17 protein-coding genes, 1 tRNA gene and 1 pseudogene are annotated in these 22,205 nt (G+C 67.5%); 7 read left to right on the top strand and 12 right to left on the bottom strand.

The window, feature by feature from the left end; all coding sequences use genetic code 11:
- Positions 1 to 29: 29 nt before the first annotated feature.
- From kasB to aceE, 6 genes are all read right to left on the bottom strand, one after another.
- Complete coding sequence (gene kasB, locus MPSD_RS16800; protein WP_011739484.1) at positions 30 to 1,283, bottom strand: 3-oxoacyl-ACP synthase KasB; 1,254 nt, start codon at positions 1,281 to 1,283, stop codon at positions 30 to 32.
- 81 nt (positions 1,284 to 1,364) lie between these two features.
- Positions 1,365 to 2,615 (bottom strand): 3-oxoacyl-ACP synthase KasA, encoded by a 1,251-nt coding sequence (gene kasA, locus MPSD_RS16795; RefSeq protein ID WP_119571737.1) that lies wholly within the window; start codon positions 2,613 to 2,615, stop codon positions 1,365 to 1,367.
- A complete protein-coding gene (gene acpM, locus MPSD_RS16790) occupies positions 2,612 to 2,959 on the bottom strand; it encodes a meromycolate extension acyl carrier protein AcpM (RefSeq protein ID WP_015356260.1) in 348 nt (115 codons plus the stop codon). Before acpM ends, kasA begins: the two co-directional genes overlap by 4 nt.
- Before the next feature lie 72 nt (positions 2,960 to 3,031).
- Positions 3,032 to 3,940, bottom strand: coding sequence for an ACP S-malonyltransferase (locus tag MPSD_RS16785; RefSeq protein ID WP_020787029.1), 909 nt, complete (start codon positions 3,938 to 3,940; stop codon positions 3,032 to 3,034).
- Between the two features lie 161 nt (positions 3,941 to 4,101).
- Complete coding sequence (locus tag MPSD_RS16780) at positions 4,102 to 5,412, bottom strand: PucR family transcriptional regulator (protein ID WP_020787030.1); 1,311 nt, start codon at positions 5,410 to 5,412, stop codon at positions 4,102 to 4,104.
- 133 nt (positions 5,413 to 5,545) lie between these two features.
- Positions 5,546 to 8,335 (bottom strand): pyruvate dehydrogenase (acetyl-transferring), homodimeric type, encoded by a 2,790-nt coding sequence (gene aceE, locus MPSD_RS16775; RefSeq protein ID WP_086085330.1) that lies wholly within the window; start codon positions 8,333 to 8,335, stop codon positions 5,546 to 5,548.
- A 184-nt stretch (positions 8,336 to 8,519) separates the two neighbouring features.
- Here aceE and MPSD_RS16770 point away from each other — a divergent pair, with 184 nt between their 5' ends.
- From MPSD_RS16770 to MPSD_RS16755, 4 genes are all read left to right on the top strand, one after another.
- Positions 8,520 to 9,122: a hypothetical protein gene (locus tag MPSD_RS16770; protein WP_086085331.1), complete on the top strand. Its 603-nt coding sequence runs from the start codon at positions 8,520 to 8,522 to the stop codon at positions 9,120 to 9,122.
- 80 nt (positions 9,123 to 9,202) lie between these two features.
- Complete coding sequence (locus MPSD_RS16765; RefSeq protein WP_015356256.1) at positions 9,203 to 9,625, top strand: DUF3052 domain-containing protein; 423 nt, start codon at positions 9,203 to 9,205, stop codon at positions 9,623 to 9,625.
- Complete coding sequence (locus MPSD_RS16760) at positions 9,625 to 10,086, top strand: peroxiredoxin (protein WP_011739492.1); 462 nt, start codon at positions 9,625 to 9,627, stop codon at positions 10,084 to 10,086. Before MPSD_RS16765 ends, MPSD_RS16760 begins: the two co-directional genes overlap by 1 nt.
- A gap of 56 nt (positions 10,087 to 10,142) precedes the next feature.
- Positions 10,143 to 10,217: transfer RNA gene (locus MPSD_RS16755), tRNA-Val, on the top strand.
- Between the two features lie 7 nt (positions 10,218 to 10,224).
- Here the strand turns inward: MPSD_RS16755 and MPSD_RS16750 are convergent.
- The 6 genes and pseudogenes from MPSD_RS16750 to MPSD_RS16725 form a co-directional block, all read right to left on the bottom strand.
- The gene (locus tag MPSD_RS16750; RefSeq protein WP_015356226.1) at positions 10,225 to 11,775 is read right to left on the bottom strand and encodes a WS/DGAT/MGAT family O-acyltransferase; all 1,551 of its coding nucleotides are present in this window, start codon (positions 11,773 to 11,775) and stop codon (positions 10,225 to 10,227) included.
- Entirely contained in the window at positions 11,772 to 13,244 is a 1,473-nt protein-coding gene (locus tag MPSD_RS16745) for a WS/DGAT/MGAT family O-acyltransferase (protein WP_086085332.1), read from the bottom strand. Before MPSD_RS16745 ends, MPSD_RS16750 begins: the two co-directional genes overlap by 4 nt.
- A 36-nt stretch (positions 13,245 to 13,280) precedes the next feature.
- A complete protein-coding gene (locus tag MPSD_RS16740) occupies positions 13,281 to 14,288 on the bottom strand; it encodes a zinc-binding dehydrogenase (protein WP_232022556.1) in 1,008 nt (335 codons plus the stop codon).
- Between the two features lie 74 nt (positions 14,289 to 14,362).
- Positions 14,363 to 14,923 carry a 2,4'-dihydroxyacetophenone dioxygenase family protein gene (locus MPSD_RS16735; protein WP_012394980.1) on the bottom strand — a complete coding sequence of 187 codons (561 nt, stop codon included), beginning with the start codon at positions 14,921 to 14,923 and terminating at the stop codon, positions 14,363 to 14,365.
- A gap of 176 nt (positions 14,924 to 15,099) precedes the next feature.
- Positions 15,100 to 17,716 (bottom strand): annotated as a pseudogene (locus MPSD_RS16730) (PE family protein).
- Between the two features lie 422 nt (positions 17,717 to 18,138).
- Positions 18,139 to 18,699, bottom strand: coding sequence for a 2,4'-dihydroxyacetophenone dioxygenase family protein (locus tag MPSD_RS16725; protein WP_036426493.1), 561 nt, complete (start codon positions 18,697 to 18,699; stop codon positions 18,139 to 18,141).
- A gap of 368 nt (positions 18,700 to 19,067) precedes the next feature.
- Here MPSD_RS16725 and MPSD_RS16720 point away from each other — a divergent pair, with 368 nt between their 5' ends.
- The 3 genes from MPSD_RS16720 to MPSD_RS16710 are packed head-to-tail and all read left to right on the top strand — an operon-like array spanning position 19,068 to position 22,200.
- A complete protein-coding gene (locus tag MPSD_RS16720; protein ID WP_015356221.1) occupies positions 19,068 to 20,069 on the top strand; it encodes an NAD-dependent epimerase/dehydratase family protein in 1,002 nt (333 codons plus the stop codon).
- A 59-nt stretch (positions 20,070 to 20,128) separates the two neighbouring features.
- Entirely contained in the window at positions 20,129 to 21,190 is a 1,062-nt protein-coding gene (locus tag MPSD_RS16715) for a thiamine pyrophosphate-dependent enzyme (protein ID WP_086085333.1), read from the top strand.
- Positions 21,187 to 22,200 (top strand): alpha-ketoacid dehydrogenase subunit beta, encoded by a 1,014-nt coding sequence (locus MPSD_RS16710; RefSeq protein WP_020787042.1) that lies wholly within the window; start codon positions 21,187 to 21,189, stop codon positions 22,198 to 22,200. Before MPSD_RS16715 ends, MPSD_RS16710 begins: the two co-directional genes overlap by 4 nt.
- The last annotated feature ends 5 nt before the right edge of the window (positions 22,201 to 22,205 follow it).

The raw sequence follows: 22,205 nt of genomic DNA, 5'->3' as shown, positions 1-22,205 counted from the left end.
TCCTGTAGTTAACGGGTGTTGCTTGGGTGTTAATACCGCCCAAACGTGATTGCCACGTTGTGTCCGCCGAATCCGAACGAGTTGTTGACCGCGTACCTGTAATTGCCAGGCCGCGGCTTACCCGCTACCACGTCTAGGTCGATTTCTGGATCGAGGTTGACAAGGTTCAGTGTCGGCGGAACGACCTGGTCCCGCAACGCGAGGACGGTCAAGATCGATTCCACCGCACCGACTGCACCAACCGAGTGGCCCAGAGCGGACTTGGGCGCGTACACCGCCGGCTTGTGGGAGCCGAGGGCGTTGTTGATGGCCCTGCCTTCGGCGACGTCACCGACCTGGGTGCCGGTCGCGTGGGCATTGACATGATCGATGTCGCTGGGCTGCAGGCCCGCGAGCTGGACGGCCCGGGTGATCGCATGTCCGGCGCGTTCCCCGTTGGGGTCCGGCGCGACCATGTGGAAGCCATCCGAGGTGATGCTGGCGCCCATGATGCGGGCCAGGATGTTGGCGCCGCGAGCCTTCGCATGCTCCTCGGTCTCGATCACCATCAAGGCGCCGCCCTCGCCGAACACGAAGCCGTCGCGGTCCTTGTCGAATGGCCGACAGGCACCGGCGGGGTCGTCGTTGTTGGTGGACATCACGATCCGCATGTTGGCGAATCCGGCGATCGGCACCGCCTCGATCCGGGTTTCCACACCACCGCAGATGGCGATGTCGGCCTCACCGAGCACGACTTGTTGCCAGGCGCGGGCGATGGCCTCGGAACCGGACGCACACGCCGACACCGGTGTCATCACACCCGCTTTGGCGTGGCGTTCGAGACCGACGGCCGCCGCGGCTCCGTTGGGCATGTATTTCTGCACGGCCAATGGGGAGATCGCGCGAAACCCACGCACCCGCATTTCGTCGTACCCGAAGACGAGCTCCTCAGCTGAGCCCAACCCGGTGCCGATCGATACCGCCAAACGGTTGGTGTCGACCTCGGGTGATCCGGCGTTCTCCCAAACTCGGCGGCCGATGACGGTGGACATTCTTTGCAGGTAAGCCGTCCGACGCAGTTCGACCCGGGTGAGTTGGTGGTCGAACTCTTCGAGCAGGTGCCCGCCGATGCGAACCGGCAGGTTGAACTCCTCAACGAACGGGTCGTCGAGCGTGCGAATCCCGCTTTGGCTGTCCAACAACAGCTTCCACGTGGTTTCAGCGTCGGTTGCGAGTGCAGTAGTCATGGCAATGCCGGTGACGACTACATGCGGGAACGCTTTCCCGGTAACCAGCTCTGTCATGGGTGTTGCGAAGATTCCTTCCGTATCTGTCCGGCTCCTCTTCGGGCCGTTAGGGGCCTGCTTCGTTGCCGGACACCGTGCTTAGTAGCGCCCGAAAGCGAGCGCCACGTTGTGGCCGCCGAAGCCGAACGAGTTGTTGATGGCGTACTGGAATTCGCCGTAACGCGGTTCGCCTGCCACAACATCTAGATCGATCTCGGGATCGGGTGTCTCGTAGTTCAAGGTGGGTGGGATGACTCCGTCACGCAGCGACAGCACGGTGAGCGCCGACTCGAGCGCGCCGACCGCGCCAATGGAGTGACCCAGTGCCGACTTCGGCGCGTAGATCGCCGCGTTCTCGCACCCCGCCACCCGGATGGCGTTGGCTTCGGCGGAATCACCGATCGGTGTCGCCGTTCCATGCGCGTTGACGTGGTCGATGTCCTTGGGGGACAAACCGGCCAACTCCATGGACCGCTGCATCGCCCGGCCGGCACGCACACCGTCGGCGGCAGGAGCCACCATGTGGAACGCGTCGGAGGTGATACCTGCACCCATCAGCCGGGCCAGCGGCTTGGCGCCACGGGCCTTGGCGTGCTCCTCGGTCTCGATGAGCAGGAGCGCACCGGCCTCGCCGAACACGAAACCATCACGGTCCTTATCGAACGGCCGCGAGGCGCGCTCGGGTTCGTCGTTGCGGGTGGACATGGCCCGCATCATGGAGAACGCCGCGATGGGCAGCGCCTCGATGGGGCCTTCGACGCCACCGCAGACGGCGACGTCGGCATCACCCATGACGATCTGACGCCATGCGTGGGCGATGGCCTCCGAACCCGACGAACACGCCGACACCGGAGTGATCACCCCGGCGCGGGCGCCCAGCTGCAGACCAACGACCGCCGCGGCACCGTTGGGCATGATCATCTGAACGGCCAGCGGGGACACCTTACGGGGCCCGCCCTCGTTCATCAGGTCGTAGCTCTCAACGATGCGCTCGGCGCCACCCAGACCGGTACCAACCAGGACGGTAAACCGGTCCGGATCGACCTCGGGGCTGCCGGCGGACTCCCAGAGTTGCCCGCTCAGGAACTTGGCCATGCGCTGGACATACGACATCCGTCGCATGTCCAGCCGGCCCATGTGGTTGTCCACCGGATCCTTGAGGTGCCCACCGATCTTGACCGGCAGCTCCCACTTGGTGAGGTATTCGTCATCAAGGACGTGGATGCCGCTCTCGCCGGCCAACAGGCCCTTCCACGTGCTTTCGATGTCCGGCGAGATCGACGTCGTCGCTGTGACGGCGGTTACCACAACGCTGGGGTAACCGCCATTAGCAGTGGAAGGCTTGGTCACTTGCTCTCTGCTTCCAGCCTCGCCTTGACGTTGGCGGCAGCCTCGGGGTTCTCGGTCTCGAGCTTGGCACGCAGGGCCTCGGCAGCCTCGGGGTTCTCTTCCTCGAGCTTCTGGATGTAGGAGACGACGTCACCGACGGTACGCAGACCGGCGAGGTCCTCGTCGGGGATCTTCACGCCGTACTTGTCCTCGGTCTGCACGGCGATCTCAACCATCGACAGCGAGTCGATGTCCAGGTCGTCGACGAACGACTTCTCCGGGGTAACTTCCGACGGATCGATACCGGTGACCTCTTCGATGATCTCGGCGATACCGGCGATGATTTCTTCCTGACTGACGGCCACGACTTGTTTCCCTTCGTAATATGTTGTGTGTAAATCGAATTGACGTGCTTTGGTTCTGGACGTAACCGGTGGCTAGAGGTTTGCCAATTCGTCCAGATCTGCGGGTGACTTGACGGCGTGCGTCGGAACCCCCCGAAGTTCGCGTTTGGCGATGCCGGTGAGGGTGCCCGCGGGGGGGAACTCCACGATCGCCGTGACACTGTGCTCGCGGATGGTCGCGGTACACAGGTCCCATCGGACCGGCTGAGTGAGCTGCGAGACCAGAGGCTGCATCGCCGCAGCCGCAGATGTGACCGGCTTGCCGTCGCGGTTGGACAGCAGCGTCGCGGTGGGCTCAGCGGTGGCGATGGCCTCGGCCGCCGCGGCGTACCCCTCGAGCGCGGGAGCCATGAACTGGGTGTGGAACGCTCCGGCGACCCCCAGGGCGCGTACTCGGGCCCTCGCTGGTGGGTCCTCGGCGAGCTTCTCCAACGCGGTCAGGCGACCGGCGGCAACGATCTGGCCGGCGGCGTTGCGGTTGGCGGGGACCAAGTCGAGTTGTTCGAGGCGGCTCAGCACCTCGTCCTCGGTGCCGCTCAGCAGGGCGGACATGCCGGTCGGCTCGGTGGCGCACGCCTTGGCCATCTCCGCGCCGCGGGTGGCGGCAAGCGAGACAGCATCGTTGGCGGCCATCACGCCGGCGATCGCGTAGGCCGCGATTTCGCCGACCGAGTGCCCGGCCACGATCACTTCTTGGTCGTTGAGCAAGCCCCGCCTGATCAGCTCTTGGTGGGCCAGCAGGGTGGCCGCAACGATCAAGGGCTGAGCAACCGCGGTGTCGGCGATCTCCTCCGTCGTCGCGGTGGTGCCCAAGCGGGCGAGGTCCAGGCCGCTGGCCTGCGACCAGGAGGCGATCTGGTCCGCCGCGCCTGGCAGTTCCAGCCACGGCGACAGCATTCCCTGGGTCTGGGAGCCCTGTCCGGGCGCAAGCAACGCAATCACGTGTCTAAGAGAACACTGTGAAGACGGTTTTGCGCGGTGTAACAGATTATGAACCTCGTCTTAGGTTTTTGTGGGGACCCTACAAAACAGCTCGGTAAGCTACATGTTTGAGATCGCCCCGCGACTTGTGCTCTAGGTCACTATTGGCTCAGGTCGGGTCTTTATGGCCCTTCCGTACCCCTTCTGACCGGGAGTGGAACCGGCGTGATGGTGTTGTTGGCGGCGCCCGACGGCGGCGTTGGGTAGTTCAGTTGGCCCACCGTCGCGGCCACTCGAAGGACATAGGCATCGCGTGGCTGAGTCGGATCACGCCCGGTGAAATCGGTGATCCGCTTGAGTCGGTAGCGGATGGTGTTTGGATGAACGAACAACTTCCTGGCACAAGCCTCAATAGCACCGCCACAATCTAAGTAAGCGTCCAGTGTCTCGATCAGCGTTGGACCGGCATCGGCCAGCGGTCGCATCACGTCGGTGTGCAGCGCCACGATGGCCGACGCGTCACCCATCAGGGCTCGTTCGGGCAGCAATTCCCGGGCCGGCACGGGGCGCGGGGCTCCGCGCCAGCCGGCCACCGCATTCATGCCGGAAATTGCCTCGCTGGCGCTGTGATAGGCCGCCGTCAGCATGGGGGCGGTGGGGCCGATCACCACGGGCCCGTCGGAAAAGGCCTCCAATAGGTCTTTAAAGACCTTGTCGGTGGGGGACAGGTGGCCGGACACGATCGCCACCAACCAGGTGCCGTGCACGTCGGTCAGCGCCGCTCGGCCGTGCTGGGCGGCGGCGTCCCGGACGTCCTGGATGGCCCGTTCGCTGCCGTCGGAGCCGTCGCGCGCCGATGCCGGCGTGCCCACGACCACCGTCGCCGGAGCGGTCGTGTCCCAGTTCAGTGCCGCCGCCCGCGACAGTAGTTCGGGACCCGTGTCGCCGCGTACCACCGCGTCGACCACGCTGGCCTCCATCCGGCTGTCCCAGGTGCCGCGCGCTTCGGCGGCGTCGGCATAGGCCGAGGCGGCGGTGAAGGCCAGATCCCGGCTGTATTTCAGGATGCCCACCGTCAGGGCGGTCAGCTGCTCTTCGGATCGAGCCAGCAGCGGCACCACTTCCTCGAAGAACTCCATGGTGACGCGCACCATGTCCACGGTGTGGCGCAGCGCGATGCGTCGGGTCAGGTCCTGGGGTACCAGTTCGAACGCCTGCGCTGTGTAGCTGACGTCGCTGCGCGGATTCTGCATCCACTCGGCGAAGTTCACTACTGCCGTCTGCACCACCAGTGCCACGCTGGCGCGCTGGGAGGCTTCCAGGTCAGCGAAGAACGGCAGCCGCTCCTGCATGGCCGAGACCGCCTCGGTGGCCAGCCGGCCGGAGTACTGCTTCAACCGCCGCAGCAGGGAATCGGGCACGGTTTCCAGGAGTTCCAGCGGCGATCTTGCAGACCCAAGTCGCGCGATCGCGGAAAACTGGTTGTCGTTCACGCCTAAAAGCTACGCCTGATTTCTAGAAGAACCTGCTAAAAGTTTTGCGAGCCGGGCGTCGATCGTCACGCCAGCGTGGCGGTCGCCGCCGTGCGTCACACTGGCGTGACGCACGGCGACGAACGGCCGGGGGTTATGCGACGCCGGAATCCGAGGTCTGCTTCGGCGCGGCCTGCACATCATCGATCCGGTACTGACGGGCGGCGGTGACGGCCACCGACTCATCGATCTCACCGTCGCGGGCCAGCGCCTCGAGCACGGCGACCACCTGTGACTCGGCATCGGTGTTGAAGTAGCGGCGGGCGGCGGGCCGGGTGTCGGAGAAACCGAACCCGTCGGTGCCCAGGGTGACGTAGGTCCCGGGCACCCAGGGCCGGATCTGCTCGGGCACCGCGCGCATCCAGTCCGATACCGCGACCACCGGGCCGCTGGTGCCTTCCAGCGCCGTCGTCACGTAGGCGACACCGGCGGGTTCACCGGGGTGACGCAGCCGGTGACGTTCGACGGACACCCCGTCGCGGTTCAGCTCGCTCCAACTGGTCACCGACCACACGTCAGTCGCGACGTCCCACTCGTCGGCCAGCATCTGCGCCGCCTTCAGCGCGTCGGGCATCGACACCCCGGAGGCCAGCAGCTGAGCCTTGTGCGCGCACTGTTTGGTCGCCGCGCGGTAGCGGTACATGCCGCGCAGCACGCCCTCGGGATCGAAGTTCTCCGGCTCGGCCGGCTGCACATACGGCTCGTTGTAAACGGTGATGTAGAAGTAGATGTTCTCCGGGTTCTCCCCGAACATCCGAGACAGGCCATTTTCGATGATGTAGGCGAGCTCGTAGGCAAACGCCGGGTCGTAGGAGACCACCGCCGGATTGGTCGCGGCCAGCAGCAGCGAGTGGCCATCGGCATGTTGCAGACCCTCACCGGTCAGCGTGGTGCGTCCAGCGGTCGCACCCAGCACGAACCCGCGTGCCATCTGGTCGGCGGCGGCCCAAAAGCTGTCGCCGGTGCGCTGGAACCCGAACATCGAATAGAAGATGTAGATCGGGATCATCGGCTCGTTGTGGGTCGCATACGAGGTGCCGGCCGCGGTGAAGGAGCCCACCGACCCGGCTTCGTTGATGCCCTCGTGCAGGATCTGGCCGACGTGGCTTTCCTTGTACGCCAGCATCAGTTCCGCGTCGACGGCGGTGTACAGCTGCCCATTGCGGTTGTAGATCTTGAGCGACGGGAACCAGGAGTCCATCCCGAAGGTGCGGGCCTCGTCGGGAATGATCGGGACGATCCGATTCCCAATGTTCTTGTCGCGCAACAGTTCTTTGAAGGTACGGACCAGGGTCATGGTGGTGGCGACCTCTTGTTGTCCGGACCCCTTCTTGAGCACCTTGTAGGCGTCGGGGCCGGGCAGGGTCAGGGTCTTGGCCTTGGTCGGGCGCTCGGGCAGGAACCCGCCCAGGGTGCGGCGCCGGTCAAGCATGTACCGGATCTCCGGGGCGTCCGAGCCCGGGTGGTAGTAGGGCGGCAGGTAGGGGTCCTCGTCGAGCTGGGCATCGCTGACCGGGATGCGCATCGAATCCCGGAACCGCTTGAGGTCGGCGAGGGCAAGCTTTTTCATCTGGTGCGTGGCATTGCGGCCCTGGAAGTGCGCGCCAAGCGAATAGCCCTTGATGGTCTTGGCCAGGATCACCGTCGGCTGACCCTTGTGGTCGACGGCGGCGCGGTAGGCGGCATAGACCTTGCGGTAGTCGTGGCCGCCACGCTTGAGGTTCCAGATCTCCTGGTCGCTCATGTTGGCCACCAGGGCCTTGGTCCGGGGGTCGCGGCCAAAGAAGTGGTCGCGCACGTAGGCGCCGTCGTTGGCCTTGTAGGTCTGGTAGTCGCCGTCGGGGGTGCTGTTCATCAGGTTCACCAGCGCGCCGTCGCGGTCGGCGTGCAGCAGCGCATCCCATTCGCGGCCCCAGACCACCTTGATCACGTTCCAGCCCGCGCCGCGGAAGAAGGACTCCAGCTCCTGGATGATCTTGCCGTTGCCGCGGACCGGGCCGTCCAGGCGTTGCAGATTGCAGTTGATCACGAAGCTCAGGTTGTCCAGGCCTTCCAGCGCGCCCATGTGGGCCAGTCCGCGGCTTTCCGGCTCGTCCATCTCGCCGTCACCCAGGAAGCACCACACGTGCTGATCGGAGGTGTCCTTGATGCCGCGGTCGTGCAGGTAGTGGTTGAACCGCGCCTGGTAGATGGCGTTGAGCGGACCCAGGCCCATCGACACGGTCGGGAATTCCCAGAAGTCGGGCATCAGCCGTGGGTGCGGGTAGGAAGGCAACCCGCCACCGGGGTGGCTGTGCTCCTGCCGGAAGCCGTCAAGCTGATCCGCGCTGAGTCGTCCCTCCAGGAACGCGCGGGCATAAATGCCGGGGGAGGCATGGCCCTGGATGAACACCTGGTCTCCGCCGCCGGGATGCGATTTGCCGCGGAAGAAGTGGTTGAAGCCGACCTCGTAGAGGGCCGCGGACGAAGCGTAGGTCGAGATGTGGCCACCGACGCCGACGCCCGGGCGTTGTGCGCGGTGCACCATGATTGCCGCGTTCCACCTGATCCAGGTCCGGTAGCGGCGCTCGACATCCTCATCGCCGGGAAACCATGGCTCCAACTCGGTGGGGATGGTGTTGACGTAATCCGTTGAGGTCAATGACGGGATGGCGACGCGTTGTTCGCCCGCCCGCTCGAGCAGTCGCAGCATCAAATAGCGCGCCCGCGCCGGTCCGGAGTGCTCCAAGAGTGCGTCGAATGACTCCAGCCATTCCGAAGTTTCCTCGGGGTCAATATCGGGCAGGTAGGACGCCACGCCTTCGCGAATGACCCGAACGCGGTCGGGTTCGCTTGCGCTGCTTGAGGTTTTGGCAAGATCGTGGCGGACGAACTCGGTGGTCAAACTTCCGCTCCTGTAGTCGGCGGGCTATCGGGTGGGGTGATCGTCTTCCTATCGTGCCGCACCGACGTTTCGAGTAGATAGCCGCCGTCCGGTCGATGCCGTGAGATGGCTCCGATGGCCGCTGTGACAACGAATTGGATGCGTTGAAGCCAGTCCGAGCCCCGACCCGGTAACGTCACTAGCCGTGCTCATCGGATGGCGTGCCGTTCCTCGCCGGCACGGGGGGGCTTTCTCTGGTTCGCGCGCCCGGCGAGGTGCCCAGGCACTCGGTTGCATCGCGGTGCTGCTGATGGGCATCGTGGGATGCACCAGCGTCACCGACGGCACGGCCACCCCGGACACCAAGGTGGCTCCGGCCTACCGCTCATCGGTATCGCTGTCGATTTCGGCCTCCGCGGCGACTTCGAGCGTGCGCGAGTCCCAGCGGCAACAGTCGCTGACCACCAAGGCGATTCGCACCTCGTGCGAAACCCTCGCCACCACCAGCAAGGAAGCCATCGACAAGGTGAACGAGTTCGTCGGCGCGTTCAATGCCGGACGCAGCACCGGCCCGACCGAAGGCCCGGCCATCGAAGCGCTCAACAACAGCGCTTCTTCGGTTTCCAGCGCACTCAACGAGGCGCTGTCACCGGATATGCGCGACGCGTTCAACGCCTACACGGACGCGGCGCGTTCGGTGGCCAACGCGATCGGCACGCATGCGCCGACGGGGGAGTTCAACAGAAGAGTCGATCAGCTCAACGGCACTAAGACCAAGGCTTTGAAGCTTTGCATGGCTTCCTACTGAGGTAGCCGTATTGGTTCGATCATGTTTGTGCGACGATAGTGCGAATCGCACTTTGTGTGAAGGAAAAGGGAGGTTCCACGGTGGTCGCGGCGGATCACGCCCCGAGCTACGCTCGCAAACTGGACATCCAACGAGACCAAGTCGTCCAGGAGTGGGGCTGGGACGAAGATACCGACGATGAGATCCGCGCTGCCGTCGAGGAAGCCTGCGGCAGCGAAATGCTCGATGAAGACACCGATGAGGTGGTCGACGTCGTGCTGCTGTGGTGGCGAGACAGCGACGGGGATCTGGTCGACACTCTGATGGACGCAATCAGCCCGCTTGCCGAGGATGGCGTGATCTGGGTGCTGACACCCAAGACCGGCCAGCCCGGCCACGTGCTGCCGGCCGACATCGCGGAGGCGGCCCCCACCGCGGGGCTGATGCCGACGTCGTCGGTCAACCTGGGTAACTGGGCTGCCAGTCGGCTGGTCCAGCCCAAGTCGCGGGCCGGGAAGCGCTGATGCTTGAAGTCGGAGCCACCGCTCCGGACTTCACGCTGCGCGACCAGAATCAGCAGCCGGTCACGCTCAGCGACTACCGCGGCGCCAAGAACGTGCTGCTGGTGTTCTTCCCGCTGGCCTTCACCGGGATCTGTCAGGGCGAGTTGGACCAGATACGTGACCATCTGCCGCAGTTCGAGAACGACGACACCGCGGCGGTCGCGATTTCGGTGGGGCCACCACCCACCCACAAGATCTGGGCCACCCAAAGCGGATTCACCTTCCCGGTGCTGTCGGATTTCTGGCCGCACGGCGCGGTCAGCCAGGCCTACGGTGTGTTCAACGACACAGCCGGCATCTCCAACCGCGGGACTTTCGTGGTCGACCGGGCGGGGATCATTCGGTTCGCCGAGATGAAGCAGCCCGGTGAGGCCCGCGATCAGCGGCTGTGGACGGATGCGTTGGCGGCATTACAGGCCTGAGCGGGCCAAGATTTTTGGGTGTTGACGTCTCGGGCGTGTAGCCTGCGGCGTGCATAGGGCGCGTAGCTCAGTGGTAGAGCTCTGGTTTTACACACCAGCGGTCGGCGGTTCGATACCGTCCGCGCCCACCAAGTTCGTTCAGCGGGGGATCGCACCGGGTTTGGCCGTTGGCCGGCCCGTCGTACCCGTGGGTGCACCATCGGCCACCGGATTCCTCGGCGCGCCAACCTCGGCGGCCAGGGCACTCAGTTCGGCCGCCAGTTCGTCGGCGAGGTGCCAGACGTCGGGCAGCAATTCGCGATCGGCGGTGAGCCCGAAGTCAAGCCGGTCCTGGTAGCTGAGCAGGGTGATGCTCAGGCCCATCCCGTCGAGCAGGACGTTCACCGGGTGTTGGGACACCACCCGGGCTCCCGCGCAGTACAGCGGGTCCGGCGATCCCGGGATGTTCGAGATCGTCACGTTGAATGGCGGCCTTATCCAACCCGAGCCGGTGGTCATCGAGATCACCCGGGCGGCCCGGGTCAGCAGCGCCGGGGGAACGGTGTGGTTCGCCTCGGTGAGCAGCTTGGCGGGGATGGCGCGGTGCCGTTCCTTGGCCGCCCGCATGACCTGGTGGGCGGAGATCAGTCGGGCGCGGGCATCGGCCTGGTCGGTGGGAATCGGCACGATCATCGAGGAGATCTGGTTGCCGTACTGTCGCTCGCCGGTGCGCACCGACACCGGCACCATGGCAACCAGGGGAGTCGCTACGTCGTCGCCCCGAGCGATCATGCGTCGCCGTAAGGCCCCGGCGCACACGGCGACCACGACATCGTTGACGGTTGCGCCGGGCACGGCGAACTTGGCGGCCTTGATCTGGTCTAGCGGCAACGACCCGAATGCGAATCGCCGTTGTGCCGAAATCCTGCCGCCGAAGGAGACTTTCGGGGCAGCGGCCCGAGGGTGCTGCAGATTGCGACCGTCTTTGTTGCGGGTGGCGAGCCGTTCGGCGCGGTCGGCGACTTTGGCGATCACGGCGGCACCGGGCAGGTGGCGCATGGTGGGGAGTTGATCGATATGGCGCAGCATGGGCGGCAGACCCCGCACCATTCGCGCGGGCTGAACGGGCAACGAGGCGAGCGCGCGCGCCAGCAGCCCGGCGTCACTGGGTGCGTCGCCGATCGCGGTGCCGGTCGGGGGTTTTTCGAGCTCCGGCCCGGCGTCCGGGAAGGGAACGGTGTCCAGCAGCGCGCCCAGCAACTCCATGCCCGAGACCCCGTCGATCACGCTGTGGTGCAACTTGGTCACCAGCGCGACGCGGTCGCCGGCCAGGCCGTGGATCACGTGGAGTTCCCACAGCGGTCGAGCCCGATCCAGCGGCCTCGACGCGATATCGGCGACGGCCCGGCCGAGTTGTTCGTCATCCCCGGGTGCGGGGAGCGCGCTTTCCCAGAGATGCGAATCCAGATCGAATGTGTCGTCCTGCACCAGCACGGGATAGTCGATGCCGAACGGGACCTCACGCACCCGCCAGCGCAACGGCGGCATCAGGTCGATGCGCTGGGCCAACAGGCCGCGGATCCGCTGCCCGTCCAGTCGCAGGCCATCCGTGGTGGTGGCCTCGACGATGGTGAGCTGACAGACGTGAGAATGGTTGCGGCCGTCCTCCATCGCGAAGAATTGGGCATCAACGCTGCTGAGCCGTCTCATTTGCGGCCTCCTCGGGGCTTGCGCACGCTCTGCTCGAGCACAGCGAGTTCCGCGCCGAACGCATCGGCGAGGCGGTCCAGGTCCTTGACCAGATAGCGGTCACCCACCAAGCCGATTTCCAAACGATCGGTGTAGCTGAAGACCGTGACGTTCAGGCCTAGGCTGTCGCTGATCGTGGACACCGGGTAGTGCTCGCAAACCCGTCGGCCCGCGCAGTAGAGCGGCGACCGGGGGCCCGGCACATTGGAGATGACGAGGTTGGCGACCGGAGAGAGCGCGTCGCTGGCCGCGACGGCCGTCATCGCGTGCATCGCCGGCCCGAACAGCACCGGCGGGACCAGATCATTGGCATCGCGCATCAACGAGGCCGGCACCGCCTCATTGCGGCGTTTGGCCGCACGCAGCTCCTTGCGGCACCGCTGCAGGCGAATCGCCGGATCGGTCACGTCGGTCGGCAATGCCGCCAGCATGGTGCCCACCTTGTTGCCATACGTTCCGAACTCGGCTTCGGCGCGAACCGACACCGGGATCGCCGCCACCAGCGGCTGTTCGGGAAGTTCACCGCGATCGGCGAGCCAGCGGCGCAGGGCACCGGCGCACAGGGTGACGACGACATCGTTGACCGTCGCCTCGAAGTGGGTCTTGATCTCCTTGACGTCCTCGAGCGGCAAGCTGGTCAGCGCCACCCGCCGATGCGGGGAGATCTTGCCGTTGAAACCCAGTCTGGGCGCGGTCACCGTCGCGGGGCTGGGTGCCGATGGCCCCCTGCGGATGGGTGCTTGGGCTCGTCGCATCGCGCTCCCCACCGCCGCCACGCCGGGTATCGAGCGCAGGGTTGCGATCTGATCCAAATGGGTCAGCGTGCGCCGAGCCGCGCCCGCGGACTGCCATTGGCGGCGTGGCATGCCCACGATGGTGCGCGCCAACATCCCGAGTTGGCCGGGCTCTTTCTCAGGTCGGTACCGCGGGGCCGGTGGCAGCACCCGCCCCTGCGGCGTGGTGTCGAACATTACGTTGAGCACCTCCCCGCCCGACATCCCGTCCACCGCGGCATGGTGCAGCTTGGTCAGCAGTGCGACCTTGTCGTCTTGCAGACCCTGGATCAGATACACCTCCCACAGCGGGCGGGAGCGGTCCATCGGATGGGCCGACAGCCGAGCGACCAACGTCTCGAGTGCGGCCCGGTTGCCCGGGGCCACCACCGCCGTCTCGCGGACGTGGAAGTCGAGGTCCACCTCGCCTTCCACCCACCACGGGTGGCCCAGATCGAGCGGAACGGTGGCCAGCCGCCAGCGCAGCGGGGGCAGTAGGTGCAGGCGGTCGGCCAACAGTTCGGCGATGTCCGCCCGGGTGAGTTCCTTACCGGACTCATCGGTGCGGTCCATGACCGCCAGGCTGGACACATTGGTGACGGTTCGACCATCTTCGGCGGCAAGAAACATGCTGTCGAGACTGGTGAGGGCGCGCATTTTGTCGGAGCTTTCTCGGGAGAGGGGACGGGGTGTTCAGCGCGTCGGGTCGAGCAGGATCTTCGCGTCGTGCGGGTTGTTCCGGAGCCGCTCGAAGGCGTCGGCGACGCCTTCTAACGCGACGGTCCCGGTCAGCAGCGGGGCCACGTCGAAATCGCCGACGGCCAGGTGTGCGAAGGTCTGCGCGAACTCGTCGAGCGTGTAGTACAGCGAGAAGCAGATGTCGAGTTCCTTGGCGATGCATTGGGCGGGCTCGAAGTGATCCGAGCTCATGTTGATGCCCGCCACGCCGATCCGGGTGCCGGGCGGGACACCGGCGATGAGCTGCTGGATCAGGCCGGGGACGCCGACGCATTCGAACGCGACGGTGGGACGAAGCGGCAACTGTCCGAACACGGTGTGCGCGGGTGCCATTCGTGCCGGGTCGTCGGTGACTGCGGCCGCCATGAAGGCCTCGAACGGGGAGTTCTCGTTCGGGTCGAGGACCACGTCGGCACCGAGTTGTGCTGCCAGGGACCGCCTTTCGGGAGAGAAGTCCGACGCGACGATGGGGCCGACGCCTTTCATCTTGAGCACCGCGATGACGGCGAGCCCGATCGGTCCGCGCCCGACCACCAGGGCGACGTCGTCGGTGGTGGTGTCGACGCGGGCCACCGTGCGGTAGGCCACCGCCAGTGGTTCGGTCAGTGCGGCGACCTCGGTCGGCACGTGATCGGGCACCTCGATCAGCAGTGGTTCGGACAGCAGCATGCGCTCGCTGTAGCCGCCGGGTGCCTCAGGGCCGGCGAAGCCCAGGGTCACCTTCTGCTCGCGGAGCAGAAACGGTGCCGAGACCACGCGGCGGCCGACCGGGATGCGTTGGTCGGTGTCGGGTCCGTAGGCCGCAATGCGGCCTACGAACTCGTGTCCGAATACCACCGGACGGCTGAGATCCATCATGTCGAATCCACCCGCGGCCTGGGTGGCCGCGTTGAATTCCGGGCCGTGGGCCGCGCAGTGCGGGTCCGATCCGCAGATGCCACAGGCCAGCACATCGACCAGCACCTCGCCGGGGTCGGGCACCGGCTCGGGCACCTCGGCGACCTGCAGCTGGGAGTCCTGCATCAAAACCGCACGCATCACGCACCACCCGCGGTGATGCCGGCGGCGCCGCCACCGATGTAGGTGATCGGACCGAGCCCCTGCGCCTCGGCGAGTTGACCGGTCAAGTGCGCAATCAGGGCCGCGTCCAGGATGGAGTGGAACTGGCCGTCGTCGGTGAAGTTGACGTTGGCGCCGCTGACCCGGAACAGGACCACGGTGTCTTCGGTGTTGGTTGCCGGGCAGGCGAGCGTGTGCACCGAGGAGCCGGGCTCGAACAGGTAGGAGCCGGCGGTCTGCGGCTGGTCGGCGTATTCCATGTAGTGCCAGGAGCCGCTGATGGTCCAGGCGTCGACGGTGCCGGTGTGGTAGTGCAGCTGGATCCGCGCACCGGGCGCGAACGTCGCCAGCACCACCCACTCGCCGTTCTCGATGTCCAGGCGCAGCGGCTTGAAGTGCACGCCGTCACCGAGGGCATCCCGAACCAGCGGAATGTCGTTGGCGTTGACGGTGAGCAGCTCACCCTGGGGCAGAGCTACCAGCGGCAGCGGTGCGCCGGTGGCGGTGGCAGCCGGAGCGGGGGCGGTCATGAGGGTCATGGTGGAGCCTTTCGGGAGTGTTGGGCTTGATGACTCCAACTGTGCCCGCCAGGAGACCCCAAATCTTGACGCCAGGGGACAAGTGCTTGACAGCAAGGGACATATCGGTGATCCGGGGCACATCCGCCCGGCAGCCTGATCAGCGTGGGTTCGCGCGCCGATCGAGATTGGGGTTGCTAGCCCAGCCCGTCGTTTCCGTCTGCGCCGAGCAGAATTCCGCCGGTGCCGCCGGCGCCGGGGCTGCCGGCGGGTGCGCCGGTGTCATCGGTGCCGCCGTTGCCGCCGTTGCCGCCGTTGCCGATCAGCACGGCGTCGCCGCCGGCCCCGCCGTCACCGCCGGTGCCTGTGCCGGTGCCGCCGACGTTGCCTTGGCCGCCTTGGCCGCCGGCGCCGCCGCCACCCGACAGCTGTCCGGCGGCGCCGCCCGCCCCGCCGGCGCCGCCGTCATCGCGCTGGGCAATTCCGCCGGTGCCCCCGGCGCCGCCATCGCCTAGCCAGCCGGCGTCACCGCCACGCCCGCCGGCACCGCCGGGGCCGCTCACGCCGAACCCGCCGGCGCCACCGGCTCCGGCGCCCGAGAGCAGCAGCCCGGCGCTTCCACCGTGACCTCCGTCCCCGGCGCTGGCGCTCCCAAATCCGCCCGTGCCGCCGATGCCGCCGCTGCCGAACAGCAATCCGGCATTCCCACCGGCCCCACCCGCTCCGCCGTGAGCTTGGCTATAAGGGCCAGGCCCGCCGGTGCCGCCGGCCCCACCCGGCCCGCCGAGCAGCCCGGCATCGCCACCGGCCCCACCGGCACCACCAGCCTCAGAATTACCTATTGTCATTCCGCCGGCGCCGCCGTGGCCCCCGCCGGCGCCGACCAGCCCGGACAACAGCCCACCGCTCCCGCCTGTGCCGCCGGCCCCGCCGAACGCAGAACCTAGGTAAGTGCCGACACCGCCGGCGCCGCCGTTCCCTCCGGCCCCGAACAGCCCGCCGGCACCACCTGTCCCACCGGCCCCGCCCGCGGCCCCAATTGCGGTGCTGTGGCCGCCGATACCGCCGGCACCGCCGTCACCGGAGAACCAGCCACCGGCTCCACCGGCTCCGCCATCACCTCCGGTGCCGCCGGTGCCCCAGAGCCCGGCGGCCCCACCAGCCCCGCCGTCCCCGCCGGCCAGGCCGGAGCCGCCGGCTCCGCCGTCACCGAGCAGCCATCCGCCGGGCGTGCCGTCGGCGCCGCTGCCGGTGGCGCCGGGGGTGCCGTTGCCGATCAGGGGGCGTCCGGTCAGTGCTTGGGCGGGTGTGTTGATCGCGGCCAGTGCCTGCTGCTGGGCGACGTGGATGGGTGAGGTGCTGGTGGGGGCGTTGTAGCCGTCCAAGCCCAGTAGCAGTCCGCTCATGCCGCCCGCGCCGGTGGCGCCGACGGTGGCGCCGGTACCACCCATGCCGCCGTTGCCGCCGTTGCCGATCAGCACCGCGTTACCACCGGTCCCGCCGGCACCGCCGCCGGTGGCGCCTTGTGCGCCGGTGCCGCCGGCGCCGCCGTTGCCGATCAGCAGCCCGGCGGTGCTGCCGTCGCCACCGTCACCTCCGCGACCGACCATGCTGCTTCCGCCGGTGCCGCCGGTGCCGCCGGTGCCGCCGGTGCCGCCGTTACCCAGCCAGCCGCCGGTACCGCCGGTACCGCCGGTCCCGCCGTCAGCTCCGGGACCGGACCTGCTGAATCCGCCGGTGCCGCCGGTACCGCCGTTGGAGAACAGCAGCCCCGCATCGCCGCCAGCCCCACCCGCACCCCCTATGGAGCCGGACCCGCCGTCGCCGCCGGCGCCCCCGCTGCCGAACAACCACCCGCCAGCACCACCGGGCCCACCCGCGCCCCCGGTGCCAAGGGCGTTGGTTCCGCCGTCGCCGCCGGCCCCGCCCGGCCCGCCCAGCAACCCGGCATGACCACCGGCCCCACCTGCGCCTCCGGCGCCGCCGCCAGACCCGCCGGTGCCGCCATGGCCGCCACCGGCACCGACCAGCCCGGACAACAATCCACCCGCTCCACCGGCCCCACCGGCACCCCCGGTGGAAACTGAATGTGTCGTCCCGCCGGCGCCGCCGACCCCCCGCCCCCCAGAAGTCCGCCGGTCCCGCCGGCCCCCCGACCCCACCCGTTCCGGGGGCTAAAATCCCGCTGAATCCGCCGGCTCCGCCGGCGCCACCGGTGCCCAGCAGCCAGCCGCCGGCCCCGCCCGCACCCCCGGCCCCAGCAACTCCGCTGCTGGTACTGCCGCCGGCCCCGCCGGCGCCGCCGGAGCCCCACAACCCGGCCGCCCCACCGGCCCCGCCGGCCTTACCGGGCGCACCCGAGCCGCCCGCACCACCGTCGCCGAGCAGCCAGCCGCCCGGGGCGCCGGCGGCCCCGGTGCCCGGTGCGCCGTTGCCGATCAACGGGCGCCCGGTAAGCGCCAGCACGGGTGCGTTGATCGCCCCTAGCAGATCCTGGGGCACCACTTGGGCCGGGTTGGCCAACGCCGCTGCGGCGGCGGACTCGGCGCCTGCATACGAGGTCGCCCCGGCGGCCAGGGCCCGTGCGAATTGCCGTTGAAAAACCTGGGCTTGGGCACTGGCGGCCTGGTAGGCCTGGGCATGCCCGGAGAACACCGCCGCGATCGCCGCCGACACCTCGTCCTCTGCGGCGGCCAGGATGTTCACGGTTGGGGCTGCCGCGCCCGCGGTGGCCTGACCCAGTGCCGAGCCGATTCCGGCCAGCTCGGTTGCCGCAGCCTCCACCAGTTCGGGTACTGCGATCACCAACGACATTCGAAACCTCCAGAAGATCATCACAATCCGGTGTGCGCTTCGACGACCACCATGAGCCGGGCACCGTCACCGTAACTTCAGGCGATATACCGCGTCGCGGTTATGGCCAAAGTTCTTTGCTTACTTGCTGATTGCGTGTGGTGACGCGCCTGGTGGATGACCATTTCGTGCACTGCCGGCCGGTGATCATGTGCATCGGATATGCAGATGCTATGTGGTTAAACCTGTTTGGCACGCCGCTAGGGTCGTGCGGACAGGCCCGGCGTGAATTGTCCTGATCTGCATTGAGATTGCTCGAATTCGTAACGTGAGCACCGAGCGGTGATCGTGGCCGGACCGCCCACGGTGAATCCCGGCGCGGCTCGAGTGGCTCGGCCGCGCCGGGATCTACGGTTCGGGTCTGGCGGGAGAACTGCTGGGTGTCAGGCCTCCTTGGTGGTGTGGCCGGCGGCGCCGCCGCCGATGTAGTTGATCGGTCCGAGGTTTTGCTCTTCGGCCTTCAGTTGGGTCACGTGGGCGATCAGGGCGGCGTCGAGGATGGAGTCGAACTGGCCGTCGTCGGTGAAGTTGATGTTGGCGCCTTGCACGCGGACCAGGAAGACGGTGTCTTCGGTGTTGGTGGTGGGGGTGACGAAGGTGTGCACCGACGAGCCCGGCTCGTAGAGGTAGGAGCCGGCGGTTTGCAGCTGGTCGGGGTACTCGAGGTAGTGCCAGCAGCCGGAGAGCGTGTAGACCTCGGCGGTGCCGGTGTGGTAGTGCAGCGGCACGGTGGCGCCGGGTTCGAAGGTGGCCAGTACCAGCCATTCGCCGTTCTCGATGTCCAGGCGCAGGGGTTTGAAGTGCACGCCGGGGCCGAGGGCGTCGTGCAACAGGGGTACGTCGTGTTCGTTGACGGTCAGCAGTTCGCCCTGCGGCAGGGCCACCAGGGGCAACGGGGCGCCAGTTGCGGTGGTCGCCGGTGCGGGTGCGGTCGCCAGGGTCATGGTGGGGTCCTTTCGGGATATGGCGGGGCTGTCGACTCCAACCGTGCCTGCGGCGCTCCCTGATGTCTTGACGGTAAGGGACAAACGCTTGACCGTAAGGGACGTTCGGCGATCGGAAGCCCGCGGCGGAACCCGCACGCCTGGCCTAGGGGTGGGGTGTTTGCGGCCGCCGGGCATCGCCGTGGTGCCGGTGGTGATCCGCGGGTTTTCGATGGCCGTGCTCGGCGCCTCATCGCTGGGTGGCAGGTGCCTCGATCGCATGTGCGTCCCCTCGGGTCAAGTAGGTGTCCCTTGCTGTCAATACATCGACGGCCCGGACGGGCAGGCTAAGGGCTAACAACAACGTCCACAGCGAATGGAAACCCATCGTGAGCACCGACCAATCTGCGCGTCCCGCACCGTTTTTCGCCCAGCGCAAGATCTTCATCACCGGAGCCAACGGCTTCATCGGCGCAAACCTCGCGGCCCGGCTACGCCAGCTCGGCGCGAGGGTGACCGGCGTCGACCTGGTCGCAGATCCCGCCAACGGAATCATCGCCGGCAGCACTGCCGACCCGGCCGCTTGGGCATCGGCACTGGACGGCGTCGACGCGGTCGTGCACCTGGCGGCGTTGGTGAGCACCGTGGTTGCGGTCGAAACCGCTTGGGACGTCAACGTGCTCGGGACCAAGAAGGTCATCGACGCTGCGGTCGACGCGGGGGTGCGCCGGTTCGTGCACCTGAGCTCGATCGCCGCGTACGGGTGGGATTTTCCCGACCACGTGACCGAGGATTACCCGACCAGGGTGACCGCCGGCCTGAGCACTTACGTCGACACCAAGACCAACTCCGAGTTGGTCGCGCTCGCCAACGCCAACCGCGGCATGGAGATGGTGGTCGTGCGTCCCGCCGACGTCTACGGCCCCGGCTCGGTGTGGATCCGCGAGCCGATCGCGATGGCCAAGGCCAACCAGCTGATTTTGCCGGAACGGGGCTCCGGCGTGTTCGACGTGATCTACATCGACAACTTCGTCGACGCCATGGTGCTGGTCCTGGCCACCGAGGGCATCGCCGGGGAGGTTTTCAACCTCGGCGAGGAGCTGGCGGTTAGCTGCCAGGAGTACTTCGGCGAGGTCGCGTCCTGGACCGGCGCAAAGGTCCGCTCGGTGCCGATCCGGATCGGTGCACCGGCTCTGGGAGCCATCGGCCGCATCCAGCGTCGACTCGGTATGAGCAGCGAACTCGGCCCGGCCCTGCTGCACATGCTCAACCGCCGCTATGTCGTCTCCAACGACAAGGCCCGTGACCGCTTGGGATTCAAGCCGGTCGTCTCCTATCACGAGGGGATGGCCCGATCCAAAGAATGGGCCCGCCATGAGGGCCTCATTTGAGATCCGAGCCTAGGCACCAACGGATTCCACGAAAGACACGAAAGAAAGGAACGCGCAGAATGAGCCCCATCGACGCCGCCCGCGTCTACCGGATGATGGTGCGGATGCGTCTGGCCGAAGAGGCCCTGGTCGAGGCGTGGCAGGAGGGGCTGGTTCCCGGCGAATACCACTCCGCCATCGGCGAAGAGGGCATCGTCGCCGGCATCCTCACCCAGCTATTCGAATTCGACACCCTGGCGTTGGACCACCGCAACACCGCGCCGTTGGTGGGTCGGGGCATCGACCTGCAGGCCCTGATGCTCGAAGTGCTGGGCTCCGGCCAGGGCATCGCCAGCGGCATGGCGGGGCACATGCACATCTTCGACCCCGATCTGCGCGCCGGAGCTGACGGCATCGTCGGTGCCGCCGGCCCGCTGGCTGTCGGACATGCGATCGCGCACACCCGGCTGCACCCGGGCAGCGTCGCGATCGCCTTCCACGGGGAGGCCGCGATGAGCCAGGGAATGCTGATGGTGGCCTACAACATGGCCGTGGCGTGGAACCTGCCCGTGGTGTTCGTCTGCAAAGACAACAAATGGGGCATCACGACCTACTCCAAGGACCAGACCGGTGCCGACCCGATCAGCCGAGCACGCGGCTTTGGACTCGAGGTCGCCAGCGCCGCCGGACACAAGGTCGCCGACGTGCATGCAGCGGCGGGGCGGCTCATCGAGCGTGCCCGCTCCGGCAACGGATCCGGCTTCCTCTACGTCACCTGCCACCGGCCCGGCGGCCACTTCGAAGGCGATCCGCTGGTCGGCCTGCTGCGTGCCCCCCGCAAGCAGCTGTCGGTCTGGGTGCCGGAGCTGCGTTCCGGGCTGACCGCCACCGAAAGCGGTTCGCGCACAGACAAACTGCGCGCCATGGCCGGCATCGGCAAGCGCGCCGCGCGGTTCGCCTACGACGTGGGCCGCACTGCCGGCAAGGATCCCGTCCGCCGGGGCCGGTCCTTGATCAGCGCGGACGCCGCAACCGCCATCGAAGCCCAGGAGCGAGCCGAGGTGCTCGCCGCCATGACCGAAGCACGCGCCCGCGTCGGCAAGCGGGCCGGCTTCGGCATCAAGACAGGAGCAGACCGATGACCATCATGCGCTACGACGAGGCCGTCGACCACGCACTCGGGCAGGCGATGGCCGCCGATCCGCGGGTGCTCACCTGGGGCGAAGACGTCCAGATCCTGCGCCGGGTGCTGCTGAGTCGATTCGGACCCGACCGGGTGCGCGACACCCCGATCTCCGAACAGGCGTTCATGTACGCCGGAGTCGGTGCGGCGATGGCAGGGCTGCGTCCGGTCGTCGAGCTGTACATGATCGACTTCGGCACCGTCGGCTGGTCCGCGATCATCAACGCGGGCTCGAAGTTCAAGGACTTCTCCGGTGGCCGCTGGAACGTGCCCATGGTGCTACGGGCCGGGGTCGGCGGCTGGTACGCCGACGGCGGCGAGCACGAGCAGACGCTGTGGGGCACCCTGGCGTCCTACCCGTCGACCGAGGTCGTCGTGCCCTCCACGCCGGCCGACGCGGCGGGCCTGATGCTGTCGGCCGTGCGCAGCGACGAGTTCACCGTTTTCCTCACCCCCAAGCTGCTCGATCAGCAGATCCTGGACTACCTCGGTGGTGACCAGCGGTCCACGGTCGACCTGACCGACGTGCAGCCCGCAGCCGGTGTCCGCGGCGAGGTGCCCGACCGGGTCGAGCCGATTCCGTTCGGCCAGGCGGCAATTCGACGCGACGGGTCAGACCTGACGCTGGTGTCGGTGGGCGTCGGCGTGCATCGCTGCCTCGAGGCGGCCGAGCGACTGTCCGCCGACGGCATCGAGGCCACCGTGCTGGACCTGCGCACCCTGGCCCCACTGGACAAGGAGGCCATCGTCGAGCACGTGAGCCGGACCGGCCGGGTGGTCGTCGCCGACGAGGACTACGTTCGCGGCGGGCTCACCGGCGAGGTCGCCGCGCTGCTGCTGGAAGCCGGGACCAGCGCCCGTTACGCGCGGGTGGCGGTCGAGCAGACCATCCCATTCGCGCCACACCTGGAGTACGCCGTCCTGCCCAACGCGGAACGGATCATCGCCGCCGCCAAGTCATTAGCCTGAGGACC

This window comes from Mycobacterium pseudoshottsii JCM 15466, assembly GCF_003584745.1.
Taxonomy (GTDB): Bacteria; Actinomycetota; Actinomycetes; order Mycobacteriales; family Mycobacteriaceae; genus Mycobacterium; species Mycobacterium marinum.
Note: the sequence above shows the minus strand (reverse complement) of the source record. Positions and strands in the feature narration are given on the sequence as shown.

Coding starts and splice junctions, on each gene's coding strand:
- kasB (WP_011739484.1), bottom strand. CDS start 1,283: ATGACAGAGCTGGTTACCGGGAAAGCGTTCCCGCATGTAGTCGTCACC.
- MPSD_RS16760 (WP_011739492.1), top strand. CDS start 9,625: ATGCTTGAAGTCGGAGCCACCGCTCCGGACTTCACGCTGCGCGACCAG.
- MPSD_RS16750 (WP_015356226.1), bottom strand. CDS start 11,775: ATGAGACGGCTCAGCAGCGTTGATGCCCAATTCTTCGCGATGGAGGAC.
- MPSD_RS16745 (WP_086085332.1), bottom strand. CDS start 13,244: ATGCGCGCCCTCACCAGTCTCGACAGCATGTTTCTTGCCGCCGAAGAT.
- MPSD_RS16735 (WP_012394980.1), bottom strand. CDS start 14,923: ATGACCCTCATGACCGCCCCCGCTCCGGCTGCCACCGCCACCGGCGCA.
- MPSD_RS16725 (WP_036426493.1), bottom strand. CDS start 18,699: ATGACCCTGGCGACCGCACCCGCACCGGCGACCACCGCAACTGGCGCC.
- MPSD_RS16715 (WP_086085333.1), top strand. CDS start 20,129: ATGAGCCCCATCGACGCCGCCCGCGTCTACCGGATGATGGTGCGGATG.
- MPSD_RS16710 (WP_020787042.1), top strand. CDS start 21,187: ATGACCATCATGCGCTACGACGAGGCCGTCGACCACGCACTCGGGCAG.